At 70.1% G+C, this 12,105-nt stretch carries 7 protein-coding genes; 5 read left to right on the forward strand and 2 right to left on the reverse strand.

The window, feature by feature from the left end; genetic code table 11:
- The first annotated feature begins 95 nt into the window (after positions 1 to 95).
- Both EDF47_RS06680 and EDF47_RS06685 read left to right on the forward strand, forming a co-directional pair.
- A complete protein-coding gene (locus EDF47_RS06680; protein ID WP_133937244.1) occupies positions 96 to 5,489 on the forward strand; it encodes a DUF6531 domain-containing protein in 5,394 nt (1,797 codons plus the stop codon).
- 20 nt (positions 5,490 to 5,509) lie between these two features.
- Positions 5,510 to 5,878 carry a hypothetical protein gene (locus EDF47_RS06685; protein WP_133937242.1) on the forward strand — a complete coding sequence of 123 codons (369 nt, stop codon included), beginning with the start codon at positions 5,510 to 5,512 and terminating at the stop codon, positions 5,876 to 5,878.
- 66 nt (positions 5,879 to 5,944) lie between these two features.
- Here EDF47_RS06685 and EDF47_RS06690 read toward each other — a convergent pair whose 3' ends face one another.
- Positions 5,945 to 6,358, reverse strand: coding sequence for a hypothetical protein (locus EDF47_RS06690; RefSeq protein ID WP_123293281.1), 414 nt, complete (start codon positions 6,356 to 6,358; stop codon positions 5,945 to 5,947).
- Positions 6,359 to 6,616: 258 nt separating this feature from the next.
- Between EDF47_RS06690 and EDF47_RS06695 the strand changes: the two genes are divergently transcribed.
- The gene (locus EDF47_RS06695; protein ID WP_131877505.1) at positions 6,617 to 7,042 is read left to right on the forward strand and encodes a hypothetical protein; all 426 of its coding nucleotides are present in this window, start codon (positions 6,617 to 6,619) and stop codon (positions 7,040 to 7,042) included.
- Between the two features lie 18 nt (positions 7,043 to 7,060).
- Here EDF47_RS06695 and EDF47_RS06700 read toward each other — a convergent pair whose 3' ends face one another.
- Positions 7,061 to 7,654 carry a hypothetical protein gene (locus EDF47_RS06700; protein WP_131877503.1) on the reverse strand — a complete coding sequence of 198 codons (594 nt, stop codon included), beginning with the start codon at positions 7,652 to 7,654 and terminating at the stop codon, positions 7,061 to 7,063.
- Positions 7,655 to 7,906: 252 nt separating this feature from the next.
- Here EDF47_RS06700 and EDF47_RS06705 point away from each other — a divergent pair, with 252 nt between their 5' ends.
- Together EDF47_RS06705 and EDF47_RS06710 are read left to right on the forward strand one after the other, a co-directional pair.
- Positions 7,907 to 10,666 (forward strand): hypothetical protein, encoded by a 2,760-nt coding sequence (locus tag EDF47_RS06705; protein ID WP_131877501.1) that lies wholly within the window; start codon positions 7,907 to 7,909, stop codon positions 10,664 to 10,666.
- Positions 10,663 to 12,075 (forward strand): hypothetical protein, encoded by a 1,413-nt coding sequence (locus EDF47_RS06710; protein ID WP_133937240.1) that lies wholly within the window; start codon positions 10,663 to 10,665, stop codon positions 12,073 to 12,075. Before EDF47_RS06705 ends, EDF47_RS06710 begins: the two co-directional genes overlap by 4 nt.
- The last annotated feature ends 30 nt before the right edge of the window (positions 12,076 to 12,105 follow it).

A 12,105-nucleotide genomic window follows, 5' to 3' on the forward strand; every position in this document is an offset into this window, starting at 1 on the left:
TTCCGCCCGGACCGCCGCGCTCGCGGCGGTCCGGGCGTTCGCGGTCGGTGGGGCCGCGTGACCAGCACGACCAGTACGACTTCGGGGGATGAACCATGGCTGACCTGCACGGCAACGATCCGGTCAAGTTCGACAACGGCACGGCCGACGCACTCAGCACGGCGCTGAACGGCGCGGCCGAGTCGATCGAGGGGCAGGCCGGCTCACGGCAGTCGTACGTCACCACCGCATCGCAGGAGTTCCGCGGGCACTTCTCCGAGCTCTTCGCGCAGAACGCGTCGACGGCAGCGTCCGACGGTTCGACGATCGCCGCGAACCTCCGCACCGTCGCGGGGTGGGTCGACAAGATGAAGGCCGCTGCTGAGCGGGAGAACGCTCGTCGCAAGGAAGCCCGCGACTGGGAAGCGGAGTACGGCGACCGGAACTTCTTCGAGTGGGTGCACGACAAGGTCGCCGGGGCTCCCGTGCCGCCCACCGTCCACCACGAGGACGCACCGACCTTCGACCAGGCGACCGGACCGAGCACTCCGCGCCAGACGCCGAACCCCGGCTCCGGTGGCGGGGGCGGCGGTGGGACGTCGTCCGCCAAGCCCGCCGACCTCCGCTCGTTCGCCACCGGGTCGTCGACGCTGAACCAGTCCCTCGACGGCAAGCCGGCCGGTCTGCGCGGCAAGCTCACCGACTTCGCGTCGAAGTGCTCCTGGGGGCACATCGACGCGACGAGCCTGGTGAACGCCTTCGAACAGTGGATCACCGCCAACGGCCAGGACGTCACCTGGGCGAACACCATCGCCGACGCGTTCGCTGCTGCCGGCGGTGAAGGCGCCGTCTCCACGGTCTCGGATGCCGCGCTCGCCGCAGCCCTGGCTGCCGCGGGGGTCTCGCAGTCCCGCACCGACCTGCAGTTCGATCCGCCGTCGGCCTACGGGGCCCAGCCGACGACCGGCTACTCGATGGACCCGGTCAACACCACAACGGGCAACTTCCTCGAACCCGAGCTCGACCTCGGGTTCACCGGTTCATCTGCAGCGCTGCAGGTCACCCGCATGTACAACTCCCTCGACCAGCACGTCGGGCTCTTCGGTCCGGGGTGGGCGTCGATCCTCGAGACCCGGCTGCTCATCGACGACGAAGGCGCGTCGTTCGTCGGCGCCGACGGTCGCCAGGTGCGCTTCCCGCGCGACGGCGAGGGGTGGGCCCGCGGCGTCGGCGAGAACCGCTGGCTCGCGGCCGAGGGCGACCGGCTCGTCGTCCGCGACAACCAGGGTGGGCGCATCGACTTCTCGCCGTCCGGGCTGTGGCTCGGACAGCGTGGTGGGGCCGGCACCGCGGTCCGCGTCGAGCGGGACGCCGCCGACGTCGTCGTGCGCCTGGTGCACGAGCGCGGTCGCTCGATCGACGTCGACCACGTCGACGGCCGGGTGGCGGTGCTCCGCGCCTCCGACGGCCGCCGGGTCGAGTACGGGTACGACGATCGCGGCCGACTCGTCTCGGCGACCGATGCCGTCGGCACCCGGATCTACGGCTGGAACGACGACGACCTGATCACGACGGTCACGAGCGCGGCCGGTGTCGTCGAGGTCGACAACACCTACGACGACCAGCGTCGCGTCGTCGAGCAGGTCAGCCCGCACGGCCGCACGGTGCGGTTCGCGTACCTGCCCGGTCGTGTCACGGTGGTGTCCGACCACGACGGCTCCCGGTCCAACTCGTACATCGCCGACGCCAAGGGGCGCCTGGTCGGGGTCATCGACTCCGACGACCGACGCCAGTCGATGAGCTACGACCGGTACGGCAACCTCGTGTCGGCGACCGAGCGGAACGGGTCCGTCACCGTGCACGCGTACGACGAGCGCGGCCGGAAGACCCGCACCGTCACGCCGTCCGGCGGTGACCTGACCTACGGGTACGACGAGCAGGACCGCGTCGCGACCGTCGTCACCGAGGCCGGCGCCGTGGTCAGCTACGAGTACGTGGGCGACGACCGCGACCCGTCGGTGATCACCGACCCGGTCGGCGGCCGGACGGAGCTGACCTGGCAGGACGGCGCCCTCACCCGCGTCGTCGACCCGGCGGGCGTGGTCCTGACGCTTTCCCACGACGCGTTCGGCGAGCTCGCCGCGACCACGAACGCCGTCGGCGACACCGCGCGGATCGAGCGCGATCCGGCCGGTCGCCCGGTCGCCGCGGTCAGCCCCTCCGGCGCACGGAGCGAGTACCGCTACGACGCAGCTGGGCTCCTCGTCGAACGACGTGACGCCGACGGAGCCGTCTGGCGATTCGAGTACGGCGCCGGCTCACGCATCGCAGCGGTCGTGGACCCGCTCGGAGCACGCACCACGTTCGACTACGCCCCGAACGGCGAGCTCGCGACGACCACCGACCCGCTGGGTCGGCGTGTCTCGCGGACGTTCGACGACCAGGGGAACCTGGCGGAGCTCGCAATGCCGGGCGGCGCGGTCTGGACGTTCGCGCACGACGCCTTGTCGCGCCTCCAGGCCATCACCGACCCCGCCGGCGCCACCTGGCGTCGTGAGTACGACGTCGTCGGCGAGCTGACGGCGACCGTCGACCCGACGGGCGTCCGCCAGGAGTTCTCGGACGACGTCGCGACCGGCGTCGCGACCCTGCGTGACGCCTTCGACACCGCGACCGTCCGGTTCGACGAGTACGGCCGACCCGTCGAGTCCACGTCTGACGAGACCGGTTCCGAACTCGTCACCTACGACGCTGCCGGCCGACCCGTCGAACTCGTCGACGGCGAAGGCGGCCTGACCCGACTCGAGCGCGACCTCGCCGGCCGTGTCGTCGCCTTGGTCGCCCCCTCGGGAGCGCGCTCGACCTACGAGTACGACGCCTGCGGTCGACCCACCGCGGCGACCGACGCCGCCGGGGCGCGGACGACGCTCGCCTACGACGCGGACTCCCGCGTCGTGGCCCGGACCCTGCCCACCGGCGAGGTCGAGGAAGTCACGTACGACGCCGTCGGACGTGTGGTCACGCAGACGACTCCGGGTTCCGGCACCGCGCGGTTCCGGTACGACGAAGCCGGGAGGCTCGTCTCCAGCCACGACGCACGCTTCGGCCGTCGTCGGTTCCGCTACGACCCCGCGGGGCAGCTGATCCAGGTCGTCAACGGTCTCGACGGGGGCACCTCGTTCGAGTACGACGACCGGGGAAGGCTGGTGACGATCACCGACCCTGCCGGCGGGACCACGCGACGCGAGTACGACGCCGCCGACCGTGTGGTCGCCGTCACCGACGCGCTCGGCCGTACCACCACCGCGGCCTACGACCCGGCCGGGCGCCAGATCCGCCAGACCGATCCCGACGGCCGCACGACGGAGTGGACCCACGACGCGGCTGGCCGACAGCGGGCCGTGCTCGTCGACGGTGCGGTGCAGTCGGAGATCTCCCGCGACGCCGTCCACCGCACTGTCGTCGTGGCGGACCACACCCGTGGTGCCGGTCGGACGATCGAGCACGAGCTCCAGCACGACCGCCGTGGCCTGCTCGTCCGCCGTGCCCGAGGCGACCAGTCCGTCGCGTGGGAGTACGACGCCGACGGCAACCGCACCGCTCGGGTCGACCCGAACGGCACCCGCACCACCTACCGTCGCGATGCCGTCGGCCGCGTCGTCGGGGTGGAACGGGAGGGCGCCCCTGCCGGCACGTTCTCGTACGACGCCTCGGGTCGGATCGTCCAGGCGGCCACGGGCGAACTGGTGCAGTCGTGGTCGTACGAGGGTGGCGCACTCGTCGCGCACACCTCGACGACGCTCGACGGTGCCACCACCACGCGCATCGAGCGCGATGCCGACGCGCGCATCACCGCGATCGACGGACCGTCCGGAGCGGTGTCGTTCGAGTACGACGCCGCCGGGCAGCTCGTCCGCGCCGGGGACTCGACGTGGACCTACGACGACGGTGGGCGACTCGTCGCCGAGACCGTCGGCGGTGTCGAGACGCGCCACGAGTACGACGCCGCCGGACAGATCATCGCGACGATCACCGAGGCCGGCCGGACCGAGTACGTCCACGACGGTCTCGGCCGACGCATCCGGCGGACCACCGCCGACGGTTCGACCACCGAGTACGCGTGGTCCGACCTGGGGTACCTCGCTGCCGTCGTCGACCGCGACGCCGCGTACGCCGAGACCGGTCGGCTCGACGTCTGGGTCGATGCCCTGGGTGAACTCGCCGAGGTGGCCGGGGTCGCGGCGTGGTGGGACTCCGCCGCGGTCGTGCCGTCACTCATCAGCATCGCCGACACGTCGCTGCTCGACCTGCCGGGGGGTGTCACCGCGATCGGCGATGTCGTCACGCGGCCCGCGTGGCGCAGTGCTCGCGCCACCGATGCTGCGGATCCGTGGGCCGCGCTCGCTGCCGTCACCGACGTCGGACTGCCCGCGGGGGTGGCACTGACCGGTTCCGGCGGGGTGTCCATCGCCGGGCTGGAGTGGCTCGGCGCCCGTGTGTACGACCCGGCGGCGCGGGGCTTCCTGTCGGTCGACCCGCTCGCGCCGATCCTGGGTGCGGCGTGGTCGGGGAACCCCTACTCGTACGCCGGCAACGATCCGTTGCAGGCCGTCGACCCGCTCGGGCTCCGGCCGGCGACGGACAAAGACCTGCAGGCGTACCGGGATGCGAACCAGGGGGCGATCGCTGCTGTCGGGAGCTGGTGGGACGACAACTGGGAGTACGTGGTCGCGGGGGTTGCGATCGCTGGCGGCATCGCGCTCATGTGCACCGGGGTCGGCGGCCCTGCTGGAATCGCGCTCATGGCTGCGTCTGGGGCGTTGCTCAGCGGGGGCGTCTCGGTGGCGTCGCAGAAAGCACAGACCGGAAAAGTAGATTGGGGCAGAGTCGGAGTCGACACTGCTGTGGGCGGCGTGCTCGGTGCAGCCGGTGGCGGAGCAATGATGTTCGGCAAGGCTGCCATGGCAGGCGCACCTGCAGGCCAAGCGGCGCGAGCCGTCGCGGTCAACATGGGTGTCAACGGAGGGGTCGGTGCTGTGAGTGGTGGTGTGACCAACCTTCAGAAGAACGGCTGGCAGATCCGCAACGGGTGGGAGTTTGCGGGGGACGTCGTCGGCGGTGGTGTGTCCGGTGCTGCCGGAGGAATGGCTGGTCCGGCCGGGGGCACGATCGCTAAGGAAATCGGGTACTCAGCGTCCGGAGCGCTCGCTCAGGGGACGTCCCTGGTGCTGAGCGGCGCATCAACGGCGGCCGGGACGGCAGTTAGTCAGGTGATCAGCGGGGACGGAGTGGATCTCGGCACTGTGGCGCAGAACGGAGCCACGGGTATGGCGGGCACGTACGTCAGCGGGAGGATCCTCCCGGGTCAGCACGGAGTGGATACCCTTGCGCAGATGCCCTACTTCCACCCGCGAACCCCCTCCGGCGCGTTCAACTTCTTGCAGAAGAACACGAGCACCTTGTGGGGATCGGCCGTCGGCGGTTCGGTCGTGGGAGGTCTTTTCGGATGACGAGTCGATCAAGCCGTCGAATGCGACCTTGGTTCGTCGATGCCGTTGCAGCCCTCGCTTGCCTGGCAATCGCCTGGTGGCGCTTGCGGAGTGGTCCCGAGGACATCAACGTCCCCGCGGCGATCATTGTCGGTGCCGTTGCTCTCGGCTACGGGAGCGCCGTCGGATGCTGGTCGAAGCTGAACGATCGTCGCCCGGTGGTACTGGCCGCGCTGATGGTGGTTGTGATCTTGGTCTTCATCGGCCTCGTCGGCGCTGCTCGGCCGATTGCGGGTCTTCAATGGTTGTGGCTTCTCACCGCCTTTGCCGGTCTGATCAGTGGCGCAGCGGTCGGCGATCGCGTGAGCGTACGGCTCCGGGGAACTGCGCAACCGAGGATCCAGCGCTGACCAATCCTGTGTGAGCTGCTTGGTACAGACAAGCGGTGTCCGTTGCGGAGTCGACGGGGCAGTGGGTCAGCGCGCACATTCTCGTAGCCAAGAATGCAGTCGCTCAACTTCGACCGCCGTGAGCGTGTGCGCGACGGCCTCGACGTTCGGCGTGATGACGAGAGCGATTGCGTCGCCCGGCACGTTTTGTCGCGCCGCATCGATGGGTGCTCCCGTGTCCTGTTCTCCGCCGAAGAACAGGAATGCGGTCGGAGTCGAATCAGACTCGATCTGTTGCACCCGACGGTTGACAAGGCTCGAGAGCTCTTCGCCACGAAAGACGGCGACGACGCTCGCAATCTCCATTGTCACGATGAGCTGGAGGCGACGGGTCAAGCCGCGGGGTTCGGCGGAAGCTGTGATCCGAAGACCGCCGGAATCCCACGTCGACGGTGACGGCATCTGGATCGCTCCCGCCCTGGAGGCACGCTTTTCGAACATGCCGAAATGCTACTGACGTGTGCTGGTGGGCGGGCCGCCCGCGAGCAGGAAGGCCCTCGCAGACCCCGATGAAACCGGTCAGATCGACGTCCAACGGAGACGGCTCCATCACCCTCGGCGCCGACGGCCGTCCCCTTGAAGCCGACGACGGCGCGGGCGGACTGACCCGCCTCAGACCTGATCTCGCAGGCCATCCTGGGACGGTGGACTGCCTGCCGGCTGGCCAGATTGTCGGCACGACGGGCGTCGGAGTCACGGTTGACTGACACCGGCGCTGAACGGCGCGTGCGGCGGGACAGGGTCGCGGCATCGATCGTCCTCGCTGTCGTTGTCCTCGTGCCCCTGCTGGGCTTCTTCGTCGGGCCGATCACGTTGAAGGTGTACGACGCAGGACACCGGGTGCATGCAGTCTGTACCGTCACCTCTGCCCACAGCAGCGCCGGATCGTCCCACTCGCTGAAGGGGATCGGTTCGTCGACGGCGCAGATCGTGTTCGAGACTTCGGACTGCGGAACACTCGTTCTGCAGCGGGGCGTCACCCGCGACAACGAGGACGACCTCGCCGAGAGCATCGTCCCGGGCGAGCGCTATGAGTTCGACGTCGGCGCGGCCTCCTTCGCCATGCGGAGCTTCCTCAACACGATTCGACAAGCCGTCTACGTCAACAGCTTCGAGCTGGCCTGAGGGCGGCTGAGGCGCTCGTCAGTGCCCGAAGACCCGGACGAATTCGTTCCACTGCGTCGGCGCACGCTGCTCGAGCCATGCGCACAGTTCCTGGTAGGCCGCATCGATGGAGACGACGCTGATGACGCCGCGCTGCCCGTTCACCTTGATGTCGAGTCCACCGAACCGGTTGGTGGTGGGCCGGATGTGCTTGATCGCCGCCGGGTCGACGGTCCGCGGGGCGCGGAACATCGGGGTGACCACCAGCTGCGAGTCGTACGCCTCGACGCGACGGCGCTTCTGCCCGACGCCGAGGTAGACGAACAACAGCCCGAACAGCACCATGCCGACGCCGGCAATGAGCATCCCGATCGCGTCGGGGTCGTCGAGCATGCTGAGCGTGGCCAGGAAGAAGAACCCGCCGACGACGATGAACACGATCCCGATGATCCGGAGCAGCAGGTAGTTCCACCGGCGTGCGCGGACGGTGAAGAGCACGCCGTAGGCCTCGTCGCCGACGACGGTGGACGGTGGTCGCTTGCGATCGCTGCGGCGGACGAGCGCGCTGACGGCGGCCGGGATCGCGATCATCGCGAGCAGCGCGATGAGGACCGGCGAGAGGTTGAGTGTCACCGATCTGCCCCCGGTCGTGCGTGCGGACGTCGTCGTTCGATGGGCCCGAAGCCCTGGTCCCCCTGGATCATGCGTGCAGAGTATCAGCGCGGTTGTGGAAGGCGAACGCGCAACTCGCCGGATGCGATACGTTGTATTCCAGTCGGGGCGTGTGGCCCGAACGGGGGCGGCCAGGGCGGCCGATCGACGCGGACCCGACGCCATCGAGCAACTAGCATCGATGTGCTCGACGATTCTCTTGGGGGGAAGACCGTGATCAACCAGCGTGCCGGGAACACCGGAGCACGAAGCACCACTCGCCGGCTCGTGGGGGCGGTCGCCGTCACCGGCATCGCCGCTCTGGTGCTCGCCGGGTGCACGTCCGACGACAAGCCGGTGGCTGACCCGTCACGGATCTTGCAGACGGTCGACACGCGTCTGGCCGCGGACGGCTCGATCACTTCGATCTCCGACACCGCGATCTCCGTCGCGGGCAAGGACTCCTCGTCAGCGACGACCGACCACGACCCCGCGAAGGCGGCTGGTGACCTCCCGCTCCGCATCACGACGCAGTACTCGACGTCGAAGAAGACCGGTACCGACCTTGCCGACCTCGACGGGTACTCGGGTCGTATCGCGATCGACCTGACGATCGAGAACCTCACGGTCACGTCGAAGAACCTGACCTACGACGTCGCCGGGACCTCCCGCTCGACGCCGGCGCTCGTGGGTGCACCGTTCAGCGTCGCGGCCTCGACCGTCCTCACCGGCACCGCGGCCGACCGCATCGTCACCGATGCCGCTGACTCCGGTTCGTCCACGGACGGCGTCGTCAGCACGAACGAGGACGGGGACGCGGTCGTCCAGTGGGGTCGCCTGCTGGCACCGCCGACATCCGGCGCGAGCAGCACGCTGCACCTCGTCGCCGACGTCAAGGACTTCACGGCACCGACGTTCGACGTCGCCGCGCAGCCCGGGCTGTCCACGGACCTGTCCTCGACCGGCGTGGTGAACGCGGCGTTCGGGTCCGACAGTGACTCCGAACTCGCGCTCCAGCGCCGCACCATCGACCTCATCTCGCAGGTGAACGAGGTGCTCGCACGAGCGGGCGGCACGATCACCGAGGTCCGGTCCAACCTCGAGACCACGTCGAAGACCCTCGGCGTCAGCACGGCCGAGCGGCTCAAGGAGAGCAGCTCGTCCTTGGCGGGCACCATGCGGTCCCTGTCCGGCGAGCTCGGTTCCCTGAACGGCGACCTCGGCGCGACCGTGAAGGCGACACAGTCCACCGTGCTGCAGCAGCTCCAGCAGACCACGACGAGTCTCGACAGCCTGCTCGGCGACACCTCGGCGACGGCACCGGCCACGGTGCTCGACGGCAACGGGTGCGCGGCGACGCCGAAGACCTCGACCGCGGGCGGCAGCGTCTACGGCAACCTGCTCCGCGTCTCGTCGCAGCTCGAGGGCTACGCCGACGCGAGCGAGGCGTGCAAGCAGCAGGTCAGTGCGCAGTTGGCGGGATCCGTCGGCCCGGCGTCACCGGACGCAGCGACGTGCGCCCCTCAGGAGGCCCGTGGATCGTTGACCTGCGCGCTCTGGGAATCGTCGCGTGCGGTGAGCACCTCGTTGATCGGTCTGGTCAGCACCGGGCAGCAGCTCGCCGACCAGCTCGACCCCAAGCTCGCGGACACGGCGATCGAGCAGTCGAACGCCCTGCGCGCCAAGCTCGGCGAGATCGACACCGCGGTCCAGGCCCTCGGAAGCGACGGCACCGGCGAGGTTGCTCGCACCCTGCAGGCTTTGCAGGACCTGCGTGACCAGACCGCCGACGACCTCGGCCCCGTGCGCGACGCCGTCACGACGGTGAACCGGCAGGCAATCGCAGCGAGCGGGCTCGTGGGCAACGCCGGCGATGGTCTGTTCAGCACCTCGATGCAGGCGCAGAACCGTGAGGTCGCCGACCAGCTCTGCGCCCTCGCGGCAACCGACCAGCTCGACGCGGAACAGGCGGATGCGCTGCGGGGCTACCTGACCGCGACCCCCTGCCCCGGCGCCGAAGAGGGCACGACGCTGAAGCCCGGTGGACGGTTCAGCACCCCGATGGATGAACGCCTCACGGACCAGGCGAAGCAGTGGGACGCGGTGATCGCGGCAACCGATCTCCGTTCCGCGACCGGCATCGGTGCCGCGATCACGACGCTGTCCGACGACGTCGATGCACTCGACGACGGCATCGAGGAGGTGCGTCGAGCGGTGCGCAATGACGGGGGTTCGGTCGACGGCGCAGCCCGCCAGCTCGAGGAACTCGTCGAGCAGGCAACGAAGTCGAGCGATGTGGTCGGCACCCAGCTGACCGCGATCAGCGCCCAGCAGACCGAGCTGCAGGACGCCGTCCGCAAGGCCTTCGCAGACGCGTCCACGCAGTCCGAGAAGGACGTCCAGGAGATCATCGACCAGCAGGTGCGGCAGGTCAGCGAGACGGCGAAGGGCAGTCGTGACGCCGTCATCTCGGCCTTCGACAAGTCGATCGCCGGCCTCCGGTCCACCTCGGGCGAGGTCACGAAGGACTCGAAGGGCACGATCGACGAGCAGAAGAGCACGCTCGAGCAAGAGGGTTCGGAGCTCTCCTCCGCGGTCGACCGGCAGACGGCGTCCAGCCTCGAGCGCATCGCGGCCAGCACGAGCGCCTCGACGCGCGACGTGCAGGGTGCCTCGACGCTGCTGACCGGCGACCTCAACCGCGTGATGCTCGACCTGGGCGACCGCAAGGTCAACGGCTCCGGCATCCTCGGCGCCATGGCCACGAGCGCGGCGAAGTCCGACTCCGCCGACTACCAGCTCGCCCTGGCGTCGCAGAACGCCGCGGGCTACGCGAACGTCCGGGCCGAGGACGTCGCCGGCATCCTGCTCCAGCAGGAGCAGTTCCGCGCATCGCTCGATGCGGCGACGACGCTGCCGGCGTTCCAGTTGAAGGTCCCCGCCAGCGCGACGTCGACCACGCTGTACACCTTCCGGATCGGGGCGGACCGATGAGCGACCAGACGACCGAAGCCACGGCGACCGAGAGCGCCGACGGAACGCGTCCGCGCAGCCGCCGTCCGCTGCTCTTCGTCGGCATCGCGGTGCTCCTGGTGGCCGCGGTGGTCGCCGCCGTCCTGACGTTCCGGGCGTTCGGCAGCAGCACCCCGGCCGAAGCGGTCTCGGCGACCGTGCCGGTGGAGATCACGGTGGCGCACGTCCCGGCGAAGACGACGATCGGCGTCATCGTCACCCTCGGCGACGGCGAGGGATCCGAGTGGAACGAAGCGGCGCAGGGTGCGCTGGTGGCGGAGCGTCGGCTCGCACTCGGCGGCACCGACGTCGAGCTCGTCACGAAGAACGACGGCGGGACCGCTGCCGGGGGCAAGGCCGCGGTCGAGTCCCTCGCGAAGAGCGGGGTAGCGGGCATCGTCGTCGCCTCGTCGGGCAGCCACGTGTCCGGCGCCCTCACTGCTGCTGCGGCGAAGGGCATCCCGGTCGTCCTGCCCTACGCCCCGGCGGAGAAGGACTCCTGGTCGACGGCGCCGGCGGCAGGCTCGATCAGCACGGCGATGACCACGGCACTCGGCGACGCCGACGCGCCACTGTTGGTCGACCTGGGCGGCGGTGCTCCGGCGGGTCTGCGGGTCGCGCACGTCCTGGACGGGGACGACACCGCGGACGCTGCAGCGCTGGCCACGACCGTCGCCGAACGCACCGGCGCGACGAGCAACGAGGAAGACGCCGATGCCGATGCCGATGCCGACGCGAAGACGGTGACGCCGGACTCCGACGCGGTCGTCGTCAGTGGCTCCGCGCAGCGCCAGGGTGCCTTCGTCGCCGCGCTCCAAGCCGAGAACGTCACGGTGCCGGTCGTCCTCACCCCGGATGCGACGAGCCCGGCGTTCGGCGCAGCGCTCGTCGAAGCCGGCGGCAGCCTCAGCGGCGCCTTCCGCACCGTGGGTGTCGCCACCGACGACGCCCGAGCGCTGGCCTCCGATGCCGGGGGCCGCGCGATGTCCGCCTTCCTCGGCGGTGTCCGGGTGCTCGCCGGTGACCAGGACGCCGAGAACCTGACCGGTGACCAGCCGTTCTCGGCGGTCGCGGGCGCAGCGGACTCGCGCAGCCACGACGCCGTCATCGCCCTGGTCCGCGCCGTCGGTTCGGCGCGGAGCGTCGAGCCGGCGGACGTCACCGATGCCCTCGCCACGCTCGACCTCGACGCCGATGCGGGCATCGCCGGTCCGGCACTCGACTTCACGCGGCAGCAGGCACTCGGCGCACACGCGACGGTGCTCGCGGCGTCGGCACAGCAGCTCGGTCTCCGTCCGGCCAGCACCGCGTCCGGCGACGGCACCGGGAGCGGAACCGACGCTGCCCGGACGGCGTCGCTCGTCTGGTTCGACGACTCCAGCACGGACTGACCCACCCACGCACCGACCCGGAAGAGGAAC

Source organism: Curtobacterium sp. PhB190 (genome assembly GCF_004365385.1).
GTDB lineage: Bacteria > Actinomycetota > Actinomycetes > Actinomycetales > Microbacteriaceae > Curtobacterium.